The organism is Amycolatopsis dendrobii (assembly GCF_014145675.1).
Taxonomy (GTDB): Bacteria; Actinomycetota; Actinomycetes; order Mycobacteriales; family Pseudonocardiaceae; genus Amycolatopsis; species Amycolatopsis dendrobii.
Genome location: NZ_JACGZW010000006.1, coordinates 142,310 through 160,979, shown reverse-complemented (window position 1 = coordinate 160,979; position 18,670 = coordinate 142,310). Strand labels below are relative to the sequence as shown.

18 protein-coding genes are annotated in these 18,670 nt (G+C 66.7%); 10 read left to right on the top strand and 8 right to left on the bottom strand.

All coding sequences use genetic code 11. The annotated features are described in order from the left end of the window. Both H4281_RS18875 and H4281_RS18870 read right to left on the bottom strand, forming a co-directional pair. A complete protein-coding gene (locus H4281_RS18875; protein ID WP_182892251.1) occupies positions 1 to 1,530 on the bottom strand; it encodes a 1,4-alpha-glucan branching protein domain-containing protein in 1,530 nt (509 codons plus the stop codon). Further along, entirely contained in the window at positions 1,527 to 2,300 is a 774-nt protein-coding gene (locus tag H4281_RS18870; RefSeq protein ID WP_182892250.1) for a class I SAM-dependent methyltransferase, read from the bottom strand. Before H4281_RS18870 ends, H4281_RS18875 begins: the two co-directional genes overlap by 4 nt. A 53-nt stretch (positions 2,301 to 2,353) precedes the next feature. On the opposite strand from H4281_RS18870, the gene H4281_RS18865 reads away from it, so the two are divergent. Further along, positions 2,354 to 2,785: a hypothetical protein gene (locus tag H4281_RS18865; protein WP_182892249.1), complete on the top strand. Its 432-nt coding sequence runs from the start codon at positions 2,354 to 2,356 to the stop codon at positions 2,783 to 2,785. On the opposite strand, the gene H4281_RS18860 is transcribed toward H4281_RS18865, so the two are convergent. After that, complete coding sequence (locus H4281_RS18860; RefSeq protein WP_182892248.1) at positions 2,763 to 3,602, bottom strand: DegV family protein; 840 nt, start codon at positions 3,600 to 3,602, stop codon at positions 2,763 to 2,765. The genes H4281_RS18865 and H4281_RS18860 overlap by 23 nt on opposite strands. A 243-nt stretch (positions 3,603 to 3,845) precedes the next feature. Here H4281_RS18860 and H4281_RS18855 point away from each other — a divergent pair, with 243 nt between their 5' ends. The 4 genes from H4281_RS18855 to H4281_RS18840 all read left to right on the top strand — a co-directional run bounded on the left by H4281_RS18855 (position 3,846) and on the right by H4281_RS18840 (position 7,461). Then, the gene (locus tag H4281_RS18855) at positions 3,846 to 4,631 is read left to right on the top strand and encodes an electron transfer flavoprotein subunit beta/FixA family protein (protein ID WP_037811817.1); all 786 of its coding nucleotides are present in this window, start codon (positions 3,846 to 3,848) and stop codon (positions 4,629 to 4,631) included. Between the two features lie 28 nt (positions 4,632 to 4,659). Next, on the top strand, positions 4,660 to 5,619 hold the full coding sequence (locus H4281_RS18850; RefSeq protein WP_037811816.1) for an electron transfer flavoprotein subunit alpha/FixB family protein: 960 nt from the start codon (positions 4,660 to 4,662) through the stop codon (positions 5,617 to 5,619). A 175-nt stretch (positions 5,620 to 5,794) separates the two neighbouring features. Then, on the top strand, positions 5,795 to 6,577 hold the full coding sequence (locus H4281_RS18845; protein WP_182892247.1) for a GNAT family N-acetyltransferase: 783 nt from the start codon (positions 5,795 to 5,797) through the stop codon (positions 6,575 to 6,577). Beyond that, complete coding sequence (locus tag H4281_RS18840) at positions 6,574 to 7,461, top strand: lysophospholipid acyltransferase family protein (RefSeq protein WP_182892246.1); 888 nt, start codon at positions 6,574 to 6,576, stop codon at positions 7,459 to 7,461. Before H4281_RS18845 ends, H4281_RS18840 begins: the two co-directional genes overlap by 4 nt. Before the next feature lie 414 nt (positions 7,462 to 7,875). Here H4281_RS18840 and H4281_RS18835 read toward each other — a convergent pair whose 3' ends face one another. Then, the gene (locus H4281_RS18835; protein ID WP_182892586.1) at positions 7,876 to 8,781 is read right to left on the bottom strand and encodes an NADP-dependent oxidoreductase; all 906 of its coding nucleotides are present in this window, start codon (positions 8,779 to 8,781) and stop codon (positions 7,876 to 7,878) included. 423 nt (positions 8,782 to 9,204) lie between these two features. On the opposite strand from H4281_RS18835, the gene H4281_RS18830 reads away from it, so the two are divergent. The 3 genes from H4281_RS18830 (at position 9,205) to mnmA (ending at position 12,929) form a co-directional block, all read left to right on the top strand. Then, entirely contained in the window at positions 9,205 to 10,569 is a 1,365-nt protein-coding gene (locus H4281_RS18830) for an MFS transporter (protein ID WP_182892245.1), read from the top strand. Between the two features lie 64 nt (positions 10,570 to 10,633). Further along, positions 10,634 to 11,830: a cysteine desulfurase family protein gene (locus H4281_RS18825; RefSeq protein ID WP_182892244.1), complete on the top strand. Its 1,197-nt coding sequence runs from the start codon at positions 10,634 to 10,636 to the stop codon at positions 11,828 to 11,830. 4 nt (positions 11,831 to 11,834) lie between these two features. After that, positions 11,835 to 12,929 (top strand): tRNA 2-thiouridine(34) synthase MnmA, encoded by a 1,095-nt coding sequence (mnmA, locus tag H4281_RS18820; protein WP_182892243.1) that lies wholly within the window; start codon positions 11,835 to 11,837, stop codon positions 12,927 to 12,929. A 4-nt stretch (positions 12,930 to 12,933) separates the two neighbouring features. Here mnmA and H4281_RS18815 read toward each other — a convergent pair whose 3' ends face one another. The 4 genes from H4281_RS18815 to H4281_RS18800 form a co-directional block, all read right to left on the bottom strand. Further along, a complete protein-coding gene (locus H4281_RS18815; protein WP_246412057.1) occupies positions 12,934 to 14,211 on the bottom strand; it encodes a DUF222 domain-containing protein in 1,278 nt (425 codons plus the stop codon). Positions 14,212 to 14,363: 152 nt separating this feature from the next. Next, the gene (locus H4281_RS18810; protein ID WP_376771916.1) at positions 14,364 to 14,807 is read right to left on the bottom strand and encodes a GNAT family N-acetyltransferase; all 444 of its coding nucleotides are present in this window, start codon (positions 14,805 to 14,807) and stop codon (positions 14,364 to 14,366) included. Positions 14,808 to 14,859: 52 nt separating this feature from the next. Further along, positions 14,860 to 15,903: an MBL fold metallo-hydrolase gene (locus H4281_RS18805; protein ID WP_182892240.1), complete on the bottom strand. Its 1,044-nt coding sequence runs from the start codon at positions 15,901 to 15,903 to the stop codon at positions 14,860 to 14,862. A 104-nt stretch (positions 15,904 to 16,007) separates the two neighbouring features. Further along, a complete protein-coding gene (locus H4281_RS18800; protein WP_182892239.1) occupies positions 16,008 to 16,844 on the bottom strand; it encodes a hypothetical protein in 837 nt (278 codons plus the stop codon). 8 nt (positions 16,845 to 16,852) lie between these two features. Between H4281_RS18800 and H4281_RS18795 the strand changes: the two genes are divergently transcribed. Both H4281_RS18795 and H4281_RS18790 read left to right on the top strand, forming a co-directional pair. Further along, positions 16,853 to 17,887 (top strand): methionine synthase, encoded by a 1,035-nt coding sequence (locus H4281_RS18795; protein WP_182892238.1) that lies wholly within the window; start codon positions 16,853 to 16,855, stop codon positions 17,885 to 17,887. A gap of 72 nt (positions 17,888 to 17,959) precedes the next feature. Further along, positions 17,960 to 18,670 (top strand): hypothetical protein, encoded by a 711-nt coding sequence (locus H4281_RS18790; protein WP_182892237.1) that lies wholly within the window; start codon positions 17,960 to 17,962, stop codon positions 18,668 to 18,670.

Sequence of the window (18,670 nt, the reverse complement as noted above, 5' to 3'; positions counted from 1 at the left end):
TCATGCGCGAGGACGCCGCAGGGCGCGTGCGTCCAGATGTCCGAACGGGCCGTCGGCCCGGCGGTATTCCTCGGCCAAGGCGAGCGCGCGAGCGCGATCCCCACTGCGCAGCAACCCCGCCAGGGCATCGAATCGTTCGGTGTGCACACGGGCGCGCCGGCGGGCGTAGTCAGCGGCGGAGTCTTTGGTGACCATGAACGCCCAGTCGCTGGACAGCGCCATCATCGCCTCGGCGACGGCCTGATCGGCAACGGCGTCGCGAGTGGTCCCGTCCTGCTTATCGACCAGGTCGAGCAGGCGGGCCTGTAGCGCGGTGTTGTCCTGCACCATGTCCGCGACCTGCTCGCCGTCCCATACTCGCCAGTCCTTGCCGGAGCCCCATGAGGATGACGGCAGCTGGACCGGTTCGCCTAGGTGGCCAGCCTCGAGCGCGCCGCGCAATGTGGTCACCCGGACGCCGGCCTCGGGCAGTGCGCGCAGGATTCCTTCGAGCCACGCGGGGCCTTCGTGCCACCAGTGTCCGAAGAGTTCCGTGTCGTATGCCGCGACCACAAGTGACTCGCGGTCGTGTTGCTCACGGAGAGACCTCAGCCGTGCGACGACTGTTTCGACGAAATCCTTGACGTGCGAACCCAAAACCTCCGCGGCGAGCGCGGGGTCGTACGGAGATTTGTCTTGTGGTTCAACGGTTTTTCCGGTGACGCGCGACGCTTTCAGTCCGACTTCGTGTGCCCAGGTGTGGAAATCCCGATACGCCGCATGGCCCGGATAGCCGGCTTTCGGCGACCAAACCCGGTAGGTGACTTCAAGATCGCGGCCAAAGCAGACGACGTCGGAGTCGCCGACCGGATGTGCGGCGGAAGTGTCACCATGGAGTGAAGGGCCGTCGACTAGGAAGCGGCGCACACCGGCATCGTGGTAATCTCGTTCCATTCCCGGTGCATAGCCACATTCAGGTGCCCAAATACCTTCTTGCGCGCGGCCAATGCGCAGTGCGGTGTCCTCCAGCCCCGCTTGGAGGGCGAACCGTCGCACTCGCTGGTCCAGCAGTGGCTGGAACGGATGTGCCAGCGGTCCGCCGAGCAGTTCGATCGTGTCACTGTCCACAAGCGACCGAAGAATCGGCGAGAAGCCGTGCCGCCAGCGCGTTTCCAGCTCCTCGGTGGCGTGCATCGCGACCTGGTGCTCCGCAGCGGCTAGGTCGCGCAGCAATGGATCGCCATGCCAGAGCGTCGATGCGTGCTGTGTGCGCAGCTGCCAGTGGCCGATCCAGTCGTGGCACGCGCGGATGGCGTACGGATCGTCGAGCTGCGCGGCGAGGACTGGCGTCATGCCGAGTGTCAGGACGTCGCGTCGCCCCTCAGCGGCGAAACGGCGCAGCAGGTCGACGACCGGCAGATACGAATGCGTCCACGCCTGATACAGCCACTCCTCGCCGACCGGCCAGCTGCCATGGTGCGGCAGCCACGGCAGGTGGCTGTGCAGGACGAGGCAGAACGTGCCTTCGGGTGTGGGATTCCGGGCGCTCACGGGCGCACCGCCACGGCCGCCAGGTCGAGGCTTGCGTCCAAGTCGTCGCTGTGGATCGCGAAGTCGTCGGCCCGGATCGCTGCGACGTCCGCGAGGAGGTCGGCGGGCCAGGTGGCTTGTCCGGGAAGCGAGCCCATGACGACGTCCAGTTGAGCGTCGATGATCGAGCCGCCGTAGCGGGTTTCCACGCTGCGCAGGGATTCGGCGTGGTGCAGCCCGTTCAACGCCGCCACGGTGAACCCGGCTGTGCGCAGCAACTCGTCCATTTCGGATGGTGCCAGTTCGCGCGTATGGAACGGGTTGAGCGGGGTGTCGCTGTCCGGCGTGAAGGTGAGCCGGTTCGGGGTCGTGACCAGCAGTTTTCCTCCCGGACGCAGGACGCGGAAGCATTCGGCGAGGAAACCGTCCTGGTCCCAGAGGTGTTCGATCACCTGGAAGTTCGCCACCACGTCGACCGCGCCGTCCCTTAGCGGGAGGTACGCCAGGTTTGCCCGCGCGACGGCGACATCCGGATAGCGACGTGTGACGTGTTCGGTGGTCGGCACGTCGTAGTCCAGCGCCAGCACTTGCCGGGCGTGCTGGGCGATAAGCCCGGCACCGTAGCCCTCGCCGCAGCCGGCTTCGAGCACGGTCGCGTCGGCGCAGTGGGGGAGAAGGGCGAGGTATGCGGCTTCATGGCGGCGGAACCAATAATTCTCCTCGGGGATGCCGGGGACGGTTCGTTCGCCGGTGAGGTGCAGTGCCTCGGCCCGGGTGGCTGCGTTGGTCACCTGCGCGACCCTAGCGCCTGTCACGTTTCGCGCAGCCGTCTCGTTCCAGCGGTATGCAACGGACGATCACGCGCATCCTCCTGATCCTGCTCGGTCTCTACACCCTGGTGCAGGGGCTTTGGCCGCTGCTCGACCCGATGGGGTTTTACCAGGACTTTCCAGGGTTCCGGCACGGCTGGGTCTCCATGGACGGGCCCTACAACGAGCACTTCATCATCGATTTCGGCGGCCTCAGCCTGGCGCTCGGCGCCATGCTGGTGGGCGCTGCCGTGATGGGCACCACAGCTATCGCGAGGCTGGTGGCGATCGCGGCGTTGCTGTTCGCCGTCCCGCACCTCGTCTACCACGTGGGTCACGTCGGGCACTATCCGCAGCTCGACCAGGTGCTCATCATCGGCGGGCTCGCGGTGACGGTCCTGCTGCCGCTCGTGGTGCTTTTGGTCCCTGGGCGGCGAATCGAGGTCAGTTCGACGGCGACACCGTGATGCTGAGCGCGCCCGGGCCGACGTGAGCGCCGATCACGGTGCTCGCGTCGCCCACCACGATCTCGCCCGCGCCTGGCACGCGCTCCCGCAGCCGCCGGACGACCTCGCTTTCATCGGAGCCGAATCGGGTCACCGCGAGGTCCACCGGCTGGTCGCCAGCCGCTTGCACGGCCAGGTCGACGAGCCGGTTCATCGCTCGTTTAGTGCCGGGAACGCGGGCGAGCGGACCCACTTCTCCATTGCGGACGGTGAGCAGCGGCTTGATCGCGAACGCACTTCCGAGCATCGACTGGGCGGCGCCGATCCGTCCTGATCGCCGCAAGTACTCGAGCGTGTCGACATAGATCAGTTCGGTTGAGCTGCGGACTCGCCGTTCCGCGGCGTCCAGGACTCGCTCGAGCTGTCCGCCGGCTCCGGCGACGCGGGCGGCGGACACCGCTGCGTAGCCGAGACTCATGCTCGCTGTCCCGCTGTCGAGAATGTGCACGGGAATCCGGACCTGCTGGGCGGCTTCGCGGGCGGCTTCGACGGTCTGCGAAAGCCGTCCGGAGATGTGCAGGCTCACGATGGCGGATGCGCCGGCGGAGGCCGCGTCCTGGTAGCTCCAGAAAAACGCGCCCGGATCGGGCGGCGAAGTCGTGACGGCCGCGCCGGACTTCATCGTCTGGATGAGCTCGCTCCGGTCGAAGCGGTGCTCGTCGTCCGTCTGGTCGCCGACATGCAGCTGGACCTGGACGACACTGATTCGCCACTGGGCGGCGAGCTGCTCGGGCAGGCACGAGGTCGAGTCGGTGACTACGGCGATGTGCGCGGACATGGTGCCGGAGCGTAACCCCTAACGGCCTACTGCGAGTAAGTGACCGTTGCTCCGATCGGGCGAGCGGCACGCTGGACGGGCTAACCGGTCAACTACTAGGACGATGGTCCCATTAGATTGCTCATCCAGGTGAATGCCGTCACCTCGGGGGGTCCGGCCGCGGAATTGCCCCTAATCTACCGCTCAGTAGAGCACTGTCCCGCGGCCGAGAGCCGGCCCCAACCGGGAGGTCGAAGAAGACCCATGACGAACATCGTTGTCCTGGTCAAGCAGGTACCGGACACCTACTCGGAGCGGAAGCTCTCCGGTTCCGACAACACCCTTGACCGCGAATCCGCCGACGCCGTGCTCGACGAGATCAACGAGAAGGCCGTCGAAGAGGCCCTCAAGATCAAGGAAGCCGGCGAGGGCGAGGTCACCGTGATCTCGGTCGGCCCGGACCGCGCGACCGACGCGATCCGCAAGGCGCTCTCCATGGGCGCCGACAAAGCCATCCACGTGTCCGACGAGGCGCTGCACGGCTCCGACGCGATCGCCACCGCGAAGGTCATCGCCGCCGCCGTCGGCAAGGTCGAGGGCTTCGACCTGATCCTGGCCGGCAACGAGGCGTCCGACGGCCGCGGCGCCGCCGTGCCCGCGATCCTCGCCGAACTGCTCGGCGTGCCGCAGCTGACCTACGTGCGTCAGCTGACCGTCGAAGGCTCCGCCGTGAAGGCCGACCGCGAGACCGAGGACGGCATCACCCACCTCGAGGCGAACCTGCCGGCGCTGGTGAGCGTGAGCGAGAAGATCAACGAGCCGCGCTACCCGTCGTTCAAGGGCATCATGGCCGCGAAGAAGAAGCCGGTCGAGACGCTGACCATCGCCGACCTGGGCATCGACGCGGGCGAGGTCGGCCTCGCCAACGCGTGGTCGACGGTCGTCGAGGCCTCGCCGAAGCCGCCGCGCACCGCGGGCGAGAAGGTCGAGGACGAGGGCGACGGCGGCTCGAAGGTCGCTGAGTACCTGGTCGCGCAGAAGCTCATCTGAGACACGGTTTCGAGGAGGATTCCGGAAAATGGCTGAAGTACTCGTCCTCGTCGACCACGTCGACGGTGATGTCAAGAAGGTCACGCTCGAGCTGCTGACCGCTGCGCGCGCCCTCGGCGAGCCCTCCGCCGTCGTGGTGGGCCCGACCGGCACCGCGGCGAAGGCCAAGGAAGCGCTCGCCGGCCACGGCGCGGCGAAGGTGTACGTCGCCGAGGGCGACGACGCCGCCGGTTACTTGGTGACGCCGAAGGTCGACGTGCTCGCGAAGCTCGCCGAGCAGGTCTCGCCTGCCGCGGTGCTCGTCGCCGCCAGCGCCGAGGGCAAGGAGGTGGCTGCGCGGGTCGCGCTGCGGCTGGGCTCCGGTCTGCTCTACGACGCGGTCGGTGTGAACGCCGACGGCACCGTTGACCAGTCCATCTTCGGTGGCGCATTCTCCGTCAAGGCCAAGGCTGCCAAGGGTGCGCCGGTCGTGTCGGTGCGTCCGGGCGCGGTCGAGGCGGAGGCTGCCGATGGCGCGGCCGCCGAGGAGACCGTCGAGATCCCTGCGCAGGACCCGGCGAAGTCCGCCAAGATCACCGGCATCGAGCCGGTCGTCGGCGGCGACCGTCCGGAGCTGACCGAGGCGTCGATCGTCGTTTCCGGTGGCCGCGGTGTCGGTTCGGCGGAGAAGTTCGACGTCGTCGAGAAGCTGGCCGACTCGCTCGGCGCGGCTGTCGGCGCGTCCCGTGCCGCTGTCGACTCCGGCTACTACCCGGCGCAGTTCCAGGTCGGCCAGACCGGCAAGACGGTGTCGCCGCAGCTGTACATCGCGCTCGGCATCTCCGGCGCGATCCAGCACCGTGCCGGCATGCAGACGTCGAAGACGATCATCGCGGTCAACAAGGACGCCGAGGCCCCGATCTTCGAGATCGCCGACTTCGGCGTGGTGGGCGACCTGTTCAACGTCGCGCCGCAGCTGACCGACGCTGTCGACAAGCGCAAGGGCTGACGTTTTCTTTCGCCCGGAAGGCCGTCGCGTGCACGCCACGCGGCGGCCTTCCGCGTTCTCCGGGCTTTCTCGGCTGCCTGAGAGGAACCTGAGAACCCGCAATTAACTCAACGTGCACTGACCGGTCATCGATTGGCACTCTCCGAGGCCGCTTACCGGCAGGTACACCTTGACCATGACGTCGTCACAGCTCCTCGTCAGTACTGATCAGGCGGGTGCCGACCTTCCCGCAGGCGCTCCGCGGTATTCGCTTCTGGTCGCCAACGGGAACGATGAAGTGCTCGCCGCACAGAAACTGCGATACCGGGTTTTCGCCGAGGAGATGGGGGCGGAACTGCATTCCCCGGAGCCCGGCCGGGACGTCGACTACTTCGACGAATTCTGCGACCACCTCGTGGTCCGCGACGACAACACCGGCGAGATCGTCGGCTGCTACCGCATGCTCCCGCCGGAGCGCGCCGCGCAGGCCGGAAAGCTTTATTCCGACAGCGAATTCGACCTGACGACGCTCGCCGCGCTGCGGCCGTCCTTGGTCGAGACCGGACGGTCCTGCGTCCACCCCGACCACCGCAGCGGTGCCGTCGTGAGCCTGGTGTGGGCCGGGATCGCGCGCTACATGCTCCTTTCCGGACATCGTTATCTCGCGGGTTGCGCCTCGGTCCCGATCAACGACGGCGGCAGCTACGCCGCCAGCGTCTGGGATGTCTTGCGCACCAAGCATCACGCCGACGACTCGTTGCGCGTCTCGCCGTTGAACCCCTGGGATCCGGGCGCGATCGCGCGACCTGACCGGGCCATGCTTCCGCCGCTGATCAAGGGTTACGTGCGGCTTGGCGCCAAAGTGTGCGGCCCGCCGGCCCTCGACGCCGACTTCGGGGTCGCGGACTTCTTCGTCCTTCTTGATCTGCAGCAGGTCGACGAGCGGTACCTGAAGTTCTTCCTCGGGGCGCAAGGATGAGTCACGCATGGATGCCGACGTCGCCCTGCGGTGACGGTTGCCTCACTGAAGGCGCGCCGACGGTCGGCTTGCCCCGACGGATTTTGCGTTTCACCGCAGCGGGTTCCGTGGTCTTCGCGGCGCTGCTGATCGCGCCGGCGTTGCTGGTGATTCGCGGCCGGGGCCGGGAGCGCTTGGTGCGCCGGATCTTCCGGGCAGTGCTGAGGGCGTTCGGCGTGCGGATGTCCGTGGTGGGCGGTGCGGACTTCCTCGCAGCCCCGGCGGGCCGCGGTGCGCTCGTGGTGAACAACCACATCTCGTGGCTGGACATCATCGCCGTCAACGCACTGCGCCCGATGCGCGCGCTCGCGAAGATCGAGATCGCCTCCTGGCCAATCCTGGGGACGCTCGTCCGTCGCGGCGGGAGCATCTTCCTGGACCGCAACCGTTTGCGCGCTCTGCCGGACACCATGTCCGAACTTGCCGACAGCCTCCGCGCCGGCGCGCTCGTCAACGTCACTCCCGAGGGCACCACCTGGTGCGGCCTAGCCTCCGGACACTTCACGACGGCCACCTTCCAAGCCGCGATCGACGGAGGCGTTCCGGTCCGGCCGATCGCCCTCCGCTACCGACTCGCCGACGGCCGCGAGACCAGCCAGCCGGCGTTCATCGGGCCGGAATCGCTCATCGCGTCCTTGCGCCGGGTCGCCGCGCTGCGCGGTCTGGTCCTGGAAGTGCACGTGTGCCCGGAGATCGCCCCAGGCCGCGCCGACGACCGTCGTTCGCTGGCCGCTCTCGCCGAAGCCTCAATCCATTCGGCGCTCGGCACAGTCCGCATCCCGCCGCAGCGCCGCCGCCGGGTTCTGGTCGGCCGTCCCTCGTCGGCCGAGCCGGCTGTGCACTGACGAACACCCTGGTCACAGGGCTGCGGAGGGGAGTTGCCGTTTTTTGGCGACACTTCTCCGCAGCTCTCCGACCTAGCCCGTTGGCCGTTCGGCTGACCGCAGCCGGCCCATTCGCCACTCAACGGCGACAGCCGCCCGACCCGCCTCGCCGCCGGATGGCTACGGCTCCCCGGCTCGTCGCAGGTAACCGCCGCCCCCGTCATCTGCCTCACGGCGACGAATCACTTGCGCCGACGCGCCTAGCTTCCGCACTCCAGGTTTGTCGCCGCTGAGTGGCGACAGTCGCTTACCCTCGGCGCGTCTACCCGCGCTGCTCAGCCTTTTCGCCACTGAGCGGCAACGGCCTGCTTGCCGCAGACCGGCAACGCCAACCTGCCGAGCCGTTTCGTCCTCAAGCCTAGCCGACGCTCGTGGTCAGGAAACGGCAAGAGTCAGCTTCCCGCCTGGGTGCCCGTTCTGGCTCTCCTCCTGCGCAGCTGCTGCTTCCTCCAAGGGGAATGTCTTCCCCTGAGCAATCCGCAATCCATTGCGTACATACCCGAGAATCTCGTTGAGGACCTCTTGTGTCTGCCCGTCCTGGCCGCCGGACGAAAACGGCAGTCCGAGTTCGAAAGCCGCACCGTCGGCGATGGTCACGATGCGATCCTTCGACCCTCGCAACTCGACCGATTCCGGCAAAACGCCATGGCCAGACGCGTCGAAGACCGCATCGACCGGTCGGTCCGCCACCTCGCGGACCCGCTCCAGCCACCCGTCGCCGTAACGCACGGGAATCGCGCCCAGCGCTTTCACCTCATCGAGATTGTGCTGTCCAGCCGTTCCGATCACCGTCGCGCCCAAGGCGACCGCGATTTGCGTCGCGAAACGACCGACAGCGCCGCTCGCTCCGTGGACAACCAGCAGTTCGCCAGCTTTGATGTCGAGCAGCCGCAACACTCGCAACGCAGTTTCGCCGGCAACCGGCAACGCCGCCGCGTCATCCCAGGAGAGGTCGGCAGGCTTGCGAACGATCGCACCGCCGATCGCGAAGTCGGCATACCCGCCGGTCGCGGACCAGCCGAACACCTCATCTCCGACGCCGAATTCAGCGCCGTCGCCCACCGCGTCGACCACTCCGGCGATCTCCAGCCCCGGAATCTGCGGAGCTTTGAGGCCCGCGCCGCCAGCCATCGCCCCCGAACGGATCTTCCAGTCGATCGGGTTGATCCCCGCGCGCCGGACCGCGACCCGGACCTGCCCCGGGCCAGGCTCCGGTGCCGGAACCTCTTTCAGTTGCAGCACTTCGGACCCGCCGTACTCGGCGAAAGTGATGGCTCGCATCTCGGTTCGCACTCTCCTTCGGTCGCCGTACGTCCTACTTAAAGCCAACCAGCATCCGGCGCATTCCGAACCGCACGCGCGATTCGCCAGCCAACGGCAAAACCCCAGCCCTGCTGCGCTCGACCACTCAGCTCTGGCCCGGCGTAGAGACACAGACAGTGGTTCTTTACAGCTGCAAGTGAGCCCAATCCATCGGTCTAGGCGACCTGCATGACGTCGCCAGCTACCCGGCGTCATCGACTTCCTCGCGTCGACCGCCCTCGCTTGCCCTGCCGTTGCGTCCACGGGCTTCGCCCGATCCCGCGTGAGCTGCGGAACGTCAAACTTGAGGCCTCGGATACTCCTCCGATGCGACGCGCCCCTCTGTTAACCCCCAAAGATCCGCTTGACCTCCAGAGCGCTGGAGGTTGCAAGCTCGCGATCATGAGCCAGACCGTCGAAGCGCAGCCTCGAAAGAGCGTCCTCTGGAACCGCGAACACCGCCTTGTCACCGTCGGGCTGTTGCTTGTGGTCACGCTGGTGGCCTTTGAAAACATGGGCGTTGCCACCGCGATGCCGACGCTGGTCGCCGAACTTCACGGTCTTGCGCTCTACTCGTGGCCGTTCACGACGTTCCTCGTGGCAAGCGTCGTCGCTACCGTCTTGTCCGGCCGGCTGGGCGACCGTCGAGGCCCAGCTCCGGCGCTCCTGGTGGGGCCGGCTCTGTTCGCCGCAGGGCTAGCTGTCGCAGGCGTCGCCACGACGATGCCGACGCTCCTGGTCGGCCGAGCGCTGCAGGGCTTCGGCTCGGGATTTCTGCTGGTGTCCGTCTCGCTGCTGATTGCCCTGACATTCACCGACCGCGAACGCCCCGTCATCTACGCGGCGAACGCGGCCGCCTGGGTCCTTCCCGCGGTCATCGGCCCATCCGTCGCTGGCGTGGTGACCGTGACCGTGGGCTGGCGATGGGTCTTCCTCGGACTGCTTCCGCTGGTCGGGATCGGAATCGCTCTTCTCTACAAGATCACTCGCCGCTTGCCCGCCCATGTGCCGCTGTCGGCCGGGCGCCGCGCGGGCGTCATCGCCGCTGTTGTCGCTGCACTTGGCGTCGCTGCCCTGAGCTGGGCTGCGCAACACCCATCGCCTGCCGCGATCGCATACGGAGGCTTGGGTCTGGTCGCGCTAGCCGTCGCACTGCGCAAGCTCCTGCCTGCCGGAACGATGACCTCTCGTCCTGGATTGCCCACGGTGGTTGCCTCCCGAGCTCTGATCGCCGGCGCATACGCAGGCATGGAGGCGTACCTCCCGCTGACCATGACCGCCGTTCACGGCTACAGCCCCGCGCTCGCTGGCCTGCCGCTGACCATCACCGCTCTCGGCTGGTCTGCCGCATCTGCCCTGCAAGGCCGGTTCCTCGACTGGTCCCGCGAGGCCTCGCTGCGTACTGGCTTCGCACTCGTCGCGATTGGCTTGGTCGGCTTCGGCTTTGTCGCCCAATCGTGGTTCCCGGCCTGGGTGGCCTTCGCCGTTTGCGCGGTCGGCGGGGCCGGGATGGGAATCGCGATGCCGGCTATCTCGGTCCTCCTGCTGCGCTACTCCCCGGAGGGGGAGCGAGGATTCAACACCTCCGCGATGCAACTCGCCGACTGGGTCGGATCAGCGCTGCTCATCGGGCTCGGCGGGGTGCTCCTGGCCGCGGTCGCGTCCGCCGCCCAGCCTTCTGCCGCGATGGGATTGCTCAGCATCGCGCTCGTCCTGCTGGCGTTGCTCGGCGTCCAACTCACGAGCAGGTGGCCGAAACAGGTGTGACGTGCCACTCCGGGGCCCGGGGCGAGCTTCGTCACAGGCCGCATCGGTCTACCCTGATAGAGCGATGACCTATCTCGACCATGCGGCAACGACTCCGATGCTGCCCGAAGCCATTGCGGCGATGACTGAGGCTTTGTCCACCGTGGGCAACGCCTCTGCGCTGCATTCTTCGGGCCGTCGAGCTCGGCGGGCCGTCGAGGAAGCGCGCGAAGTGATCGCCGCCGCTCTGGGGGCGCGGCCGTCGGAGATTATCTTCACCAGCGGCGGTACGGAGAGTGACAACCTCGCTGTCAAGGGCATCTTCTGGGCTCGCCACGGCGAAGACTCGGCCCGACGTCGCGTCCTTTGCAGCACGGTCGAGCATCACGCGGTCCTCGACACTGTCGAGTGGCTGGAGCAGCACTCGGACGCCGAGATCACCTGGCTCGAAGTCGACGACCAGGGCCGTGTCTCGCCGGAAACGCTGCGCGCGGCGATTGAATCGGCACCGGAGACTGTTGCCCTGGCGACGGTGATGTGGGCGAACAACGAGGTCGGCACTGTCAATCCGGTCGCTGCTCTCGCCGAGGTCTGCAACGAGTACGGGATCCCTCTGCACACCGACGCCGTCCAGGCGGTCGGAGCAGTTCCCGTCGACTTCACTGCTTCCGGTGCCGCAGCACTCACGCTGACCGGCCACAAGCTTGGCGGGCCGTATGGCGTCGGTGCGCTTCTTCTCGACAGGGATACCTCATGCGTCCCTGTTCTCCACGGTGGTGGCCAGGAACGTAGTGTTCGCTCGGGCACTCTCGACGTCCCGGCGATCGCTGGGTTCGCCGCTGCCGTGCAAGCGACGATCAGCGGTCGAGCGGAGTACGCGGACCGAGTTGAGAAGCTGCGCGATGAGCTCGTTGCTGCGGTCCTGCGGGAAGTCCCGGACGCGATTCTTAATGGTCGCGACGGCGAGCGTTTGCCGAGCCACGCTCACTTCACTTTCCCCGGCTGCGCGGGCGACAGCCTGCTGATGCTCTTGGACGCGAAGGGCATCGAGTGCTCCACCGGCTCGGCATGCACCGCTGGTGTCGCGCAGCCAAGTCACGTCCTCCTGGCAATGGGGGCGGACGCAGCCGCGGCTCGCGGTTCGCTTCGATTCTCGCTTGGCCACACGTCGACGCTGGACGACGTGCACACGCTGGCTCGCGAGATCGGTGGCGTCGTCACCCGTGCCCGACAGGCCGGCCTCGCCGGCATGCGCAAGCAGACGCAGAAGCAAGAGGTGTAAAGCAATGCGGGTATTGGCCGCAATGAGCGGAGGAGTCGACTCGGCCGTCGCCGCCGCGCGTGCAGTGGACGCCGGCCACGACGTCGTGGGAGTGCACCTGGCGCTTTCAGCGCAACCTGGCACGCTGCGGACAGGTTCCCGCGGCTGCTGCACCATCGAAGATTCGCACGACGCCCGCAGGGCTGCGGACATCCTCGGTATCCCGTTCTACATCTGGGATTTCGCGGAGCGTTTCACCGAAGAGGTCGTTGAGACGTTTGTCGGCGAGTACGCCGCCGGCCGCACGCCCAACCCTTGCGTGACTTGCAACGAGAAGATCAAGTTCGAGGCGCTTCTTGAGAAGGCACTCGCTCTCGGCTTCGACGCTGTTGCGACCGGTCACTATGCGCGCCTGGCGACCGTTGACGGCGAGTTGGAACTTCGCCGCAGCGCGGACGAAGGCAAGGACCAGTCGTACGTACTGGCTTCACTGCAGCCAGAGCAGCTGCGTCATGCGATGTTTCCGCTGGGCGACTCCTGGAAGTCGGATGTGCGTGCCGAGGCGGAGCAGCGCGGGCTTTCCGTTGCGCGGAAGCCGGACAGCCACGACATCTGCTTCATCCCTGATGGCGACACCAAGAAGTTCTTGGAGAAGCGGCTCGGCGAACGTCCCGGTGAACTCGTCGATGCAGAGACGGGCGCGGTGCTTGGGCACCACACTGGAGTGCACGGATTCACCGTGGGCCAGCGGAAGGGTCTCGGCATCGATGCACCGGCAGCTGACGGGCGACCGCGGTATGTCCTTTCGCTTGAACCTGTTTCGGGCACGGTGAAGGTCGGGTCGTCAGCAGACCTCGGTGTCCAGGCCATCGACGCGGACCGGGCGATCTGGCCGAGCGGGCGAGCATTGGACGGCCCGACCGAATGCACTGTCCAGGTTCGCGCGCACGGAGGCATTGCCGATGCCGTCGCCGAAGCGGAGGAAGACGGGCGGGTCTCCATCCAGCTGCGAGAGCCGCTGCGAGGTGTGGCACCTGGCCAGGTCGTTGTCCTTTATCGGCAAGACGACCAGGCTGGTGACCTTGTGCTCGGGAGCGCCAAGATCTCTGGCACGCGCTGATTCCCTATGCGCCTAGCCTTTCCTCGCCAGGTTGTTCCGGCGTGGACTGTGGGTCGTGCAGTGGCGGAGGCGCGCTCTCAGCCGTCTCGCCTGTCGGCGTCGTGACGATCAGCTTCCCGTCCTGCATGACCTCGTAGCTCCAGTCGGCTCGATTCTTGAGACGGCGGTGGCGTAGGCAGTAACTCAACCTCGAGTCTGCGTGTGCGGAGTCAGTCCCGGTCGGTTCCGTGAGGCAGTTCTGTGCGGGCCGCGGGCAGCCAGGCTGGCGGCATTCACGGTCGCGGACCCGCACGAACTCGTCGACATCGATGTTCGGCCGGTACCGGAACTTGCCGACCTCGATCACTTGCCCGGTCAGCGGATCAGTGATGACCCGGCGGACGATCGTGTCGGGACCCGTCGCGATGTGGCGCGCGAGTTCGGCGGGGATATGACCGTGGCCAGCCAGCTCAGCAGGATTGTCGTTGAGATTTAGGTATGTCTTCAGATCGACATAGAGGTACACCTCGGTTCGCTCTGGAACGCCGCCCTTGCCGCTGAGCAGCAGATCGATCGCGACGTCAGCGCGTAGCTGGTCGAGAGTGCGCTTCTCGTCGCCTGTCTTGAGCGACCGCGCGATTTTGTCGACGCGGAGGTAGGCCGCTGCAGCTTTGTCAGTCGAGGCGTTGTCGACGGAGAACCGCGAGATGCCTTCGCTCTGGTGTTGCAGGATGACGCGACGCTCAGCTTTCCGCTGAGCCAGCCGGTTCATCGCGCCATCCGGGTCGATTTTCGTTGCGGCGTAGGCGGTCGCCTTGCGGACTTGGGTCGGGTTCTTGTCCTCCAGTCGGTGTTCGAGCAGATAGTCGACCATCCGGGCATGGCGATCGGACAGGTGGCTGGTGCCGTCGGTGACTTTCATCGCGCGATAGAGGTCGAACTTGCCCTGATCCATCAGCCGGAAGGTTCGAGGCAGACGCTGGGCCAGGGCCTCAGCGGCAGCGATCATCGCTCCGGCTCGGGTATCGGTGACATGCAAGGCAATCGCGAGCTCGCACGCCAGTTCGTGCGGGTCTGATCTTCGTCTTCGTATGCCAGCCATGCAATGCAACTGCAACGCCTGCAAGCGCGCGATCTGCCGGTTCGCGTCCTTTACCGCCGCCATCAGCTGGTCTGGCTGCAGACGATCAAAGAGGCTGAGGTTCGCGTGCATGGTGCGAAGCAGGAAGGCGAGGTCTGCGGTTTCGGGGGTGTTGTTGTTGGTCTGGTCGGCATGCTCTGCCGGTGTGGTCGACTGGCTCATGATCGTCACGATACGCATTGATTCGAGCACAGTCAGCTAAATTGCACGAAGGGACCCATCGTGCAATAGCTTGGCTTCTGCGTGGCAACTCTGGCACGGTGAAAGCGGGGTCATCGAGCGTGCGGACGGTAGCAGCTGCTGGAGGGGAGTGATCAGAGATGCAGCTTGAAACCCGTGTGACTCGCGACGAAGCCCAACCGTTCGTAGAAGCGGTGCGCTGCCGTCCTCGTGGTGTCCGAAGTGAGCTGGACCAGGTTGCAACCCCGTCGTCGTGATTCGTCGATGGCCCACTGCACGAGTTGTGCGCCCATGCCTGAGCCGCGGTGATCGCGGTGGACGCGGACAGCTTCGATTTGCCCGCGAAGCGCTCCGCGCCGTGCGAGGCCGGGGATGATCGTCAGCTGAAGTGTGGCTACCGGCCGGTCGTTTGACGTTGCGACGACCAGCAGCTGATTTGGGTCTGCAGCAATGGTTTTGAACGCTTGCAGGTAGGGCTCCAGATCAGCTGGCGAGTCGCGGGTTGCTCCCAGTTGGTCGTCCGCAAGCATCTGGACGATCGCTTCGACATCGTCGGCTCGCGCTCGTCTCACAGTGATAGGAGGCACGGCGAATCAGTATTCCATTGAGCGAGTGCTGTGCGGTCGGTCGCTACGTGGTCTTGTAGCGGCGAATGCCGTCGACGTTTTCAGCCGCGAGCTTGTTCTGTGAAACCAGCAGGTCCAGGTGTGCGCCGGTCTCCAGGACGGCGAGCATCTGATTGAAGGCGTCCATTTCGGACAGCTTGCGGCCGCGGCGGGTCCAGCCGAGGCGGCTCGCAGCTTCGAAAGCAGTGCTTGCTCCGGCTTCGATCTGAGCCGTCATCGTTTCGAGACGTTGCCGGTGGTGTTCGAGAAGTTCGTCGATGCGGGCATGCACGCTGCCGGTGACTGGGCCGTGAGCCGGCAACATGCGCCGGTCCGGCATGCCCCGAACCAGGCGGAGGGAGTCGAGATAGTCGTTCAGCGGCAACTCAGCCGGAACCGGCTGGAAGCCGATCGACGGAGTGATGTGCGGGAGCACGTGGTCGCCGGAGAACAACAGGTTGGCTGCGCCGTCGACGAAAACCACATGTCCGTTGGTGTGTCCTGGGGTGTGGACTACGTCGAACTCGCGGTCGGGCAGCACCGCCCGCCGGCCGGGCGTCAGCCATTCGTCCGGCTCTTCCCAAAGATTCGCCTCGGTGTGGCGAGGTTCCGAACCGAACAGCTTGCTGAGCGCGGTGATGACCTCGTGCCCGTCGCTTAGGCGAAGGAGGTCGAGTTGGGCTTGCATGGGGAACTGGTTCGGGTTGGCGCTCGCGTCGAGTGAAGGCTGCTCGAGCTTGCCGAGGGCGATCCGGTTGCCGAATTCGCGCCGAAGCGCGACTGCCTGTGTGTAGTGGTCACGGTGGACATGGGTGATGAGGAACTCGCGGACATCTCCGAGCTCGGCGTCGATCGCCTTGAGCGCGTCGGCCAGCAGCTGGCGAGATTCGGTGAGGGCCCACCCCGAGTCGACGAGCACGAGGTTCGTGCCGTCGGTGATGGCGTAGACGTTGACCGCGCGCAGGGCGTCGTTCGGGAGAGGCAAGGGGATCCGGTAGACGCCCGCAGCCACTTCGTAGACCCCGGGATCGGCCCAGTTCGAGTTACTGCCTTCGGGCAACGGCTCCACGGCGACCTCCGTCCAGGCGGGACCTCGGCGTCCCGGACTTTCCTTACATTGGGCCGTATTTCGGTCGCTGTCCACCTGGCGGGGCTGAGACACCGGTCACGTGATCAGCCGGGTCGCGCGGTGAGCGCGAGGTCCATAGTCAACGTTGTCGCGACGAGCATGCTGGCCAGCGGCTCGGGGACCTGCCGCGGGATCTCTGCGAGGCAGGCGTTGCCGCTGATCGGCGAAAGCTCCGGCGACGGAACTCCGACTTGGGCGACCTCGGTGCCGGCTGGGTCTTCGACTGTGACTTCCCAGCGTTGCCGGCCACTGGCGATGACGGTGGCGATCGTCTTGCCTTCGGCTCGAAGGGTGAAACGGACGCGGCCTGCGGCGGTCGGGACGATCTCGCCGATCGGTGTCCCGTCCGCGCGGGTGACCACGAAGCGGGCCAGCGGGTCCTTCGAAGGTTTCTCGACCTTGAGGACAGTGCTCTGGTTCGCGTCGCGGACCTCGAACCTGCGGCTGACGTGCTGGTCGGATTTCCACAGATGCTGAATGACCCTGTGCAGAAAGCTGGGCGTCGTGACGGCTACGCCGCCAATGTGGAAGCCGTGGCGGTCGAACACGCCGTACTCCTGGCCGGCGGCGGTCGGCCGCGCCTCTCGGCTGACGTAAAGGACCGGCTCTGTGAAGAGAGTCCGCTCAAAGGAGCGGCTTGAAGCCCGGCGGCCCGGTGTTCCGGGCATGCTGCCCCGATGCGGCTCCCGGGCGGTGGCGTCACCGGGTGTTTTGCCGGGCGGTGGCGGGGCGGAGCTGGTCATGACGATCCAGACTAACGCGGTGACCGCGAATTCGGTGCAGGCAAAGGGATATGCGGCGAATGTCCGGCTATTGCCGCGCGGCTGGGTGAAGCTTGTCCACAGGGGCGGTGCTGACGCCGCCCGTACGTTCCGCGACAATCCGGCCTGTGAGTGAACGACCTTGGCCCGCGGGCGCGGCGACGGGAATCGGGTCAATGCCGGGGACCGATCCCGTCGAGGCCGCCGCCGTGGTGTTCGGAGAGCTTCCCGGCTTCCCGTATGTGCCCGAATTGCCGGCTCGCGGCGTCGGTGCCGACCTGGTCGGCCGGACCGCGGCGTTGCTCGTGGATCTCGCGGTCGAGGTTGTGCCCAGCGGCTACCGCGTCGCCGGGCGGCCCGGTCACGACCATCGTCGTGGGCGTGACCTGCTCCAGTGGGATCTCGACGCCGTCCAGGCCGCCCGCGAGAACACTGGTGCGCCGGCCGTTCTCAAGACCCAGATCGCCGGGCCCTGGACGCTCGGCGCTGGGATCGAGCTTGCCCGCGGACATCGGGTGCTCACCGACCGCGGGGCGTTGCGGGACTTCACCGCGTCGCTGCTCGACGGGCTCGCCCAGCACGTCGCGGAGCTGACTGCGAGGACTGGCGCGCCGGTGGTCGTGCAGCTCGACGAGCCGTCGTTGCCTGCTGTTCTCGCTGGAAAACTGCCGACTCCATCGGGATACGGCAACGTGCCGGCGGTACCTGAGCCTGAGGTTCGGGAGCTGCTCGCGACGACGATCGAACGGATCGGCGCGCTGACTGGGCAGCCGGTGATCGTCCACTGCTGCGCTCCGCGCCCGCCGATCGCGCTCTTCCGTGCTGCGGATGCTGGGGCCATTGCGTTCGACGTCAGCATGCTCGCCGGTGCGTCCGCCGAGCTTCTGGACGAGATCGGCGAGGCTTGGGACAGCGGTATCTCGTTCTTCCTAGGGCTTGTACCAGCCACGGACCCGGTGACGGCACCGAGCCTGAAGGACTTAGCGTCGCCCGCGCTCAAGCTCGTGGACCGGCTGGGGTTCAACCGTTCAATCCTGGCCGAGCGTGCTGTTCCGACGCCTGCATGCGGTCTGGCCGGTGCCACTAACGAGTGGATGCGCCGGGCTCTCGCTCTTAGTCGCGACCTGGGCAAAGGGTTCGTGGAGCCGCCCGAGAACTGGTGATTTCGCGGACGTGCCGCTGTCGTGGCGCGTACCGTGGCTGGCGAAGAGAAACAACCGGGGGAATTCCGAATCATGCGTTTGTTCCGTCGTCGCCGCTCGGAAGCCGACACCGAGGCCGCGCCGCCAGATCCCCGTACGCCATGGCCTGAACAGCAGGTGCCGTCCGACGCCGCCGCTGCGGCAGCCGCGTTCTGGGAAGGGTGGTACGACCTTCTGCCCGAGGTCAGTGCCGCGCTGGGCGAAGGCGAGCCGCATCGGGTCGAGCATGACCTGTGTGTGCTGGTCGAGACGTTGCATCCGCGGCTGCACTTCTCGCTCGAACGCGGCCGGACCGCCATTTACGCATTGGTCGTCAGCGGACAGGAAGACCCGGAGCTGCGCCCGTACACCGACGCGTGGAAAGCGGCTGGACCGCCGGACGACGCGATCTGGGAGTACCACGATTCGGTGCCTCCGGTCCCGGACCCGACCGAGGTGACGGTGAACCTGGGCGAGCATCGGATCTCGCTCGCCGACGTCCGGGTTGTCGCACAGGTGGACGACGGCGTGGTTGACGTCGCGGTCCATCATCCGGCTTTTGCGGAGCTGGACGATGCTTCCCGCACCACGATGACATTCCTGCCGCTCGACGCGACGTTGGGCGAGCGTCTGGCCGCCGAGCGGCTTCGCCGGGTCGAGACCGCTGAGGCGGTGCCGGAGGGCACGATCGATCTGCTGGAGTTCCGGGAACTGGTCCGCGGGCTGACGGAGCAACCGGACGAAAGTGTCGGTGCCTCCGGCTAG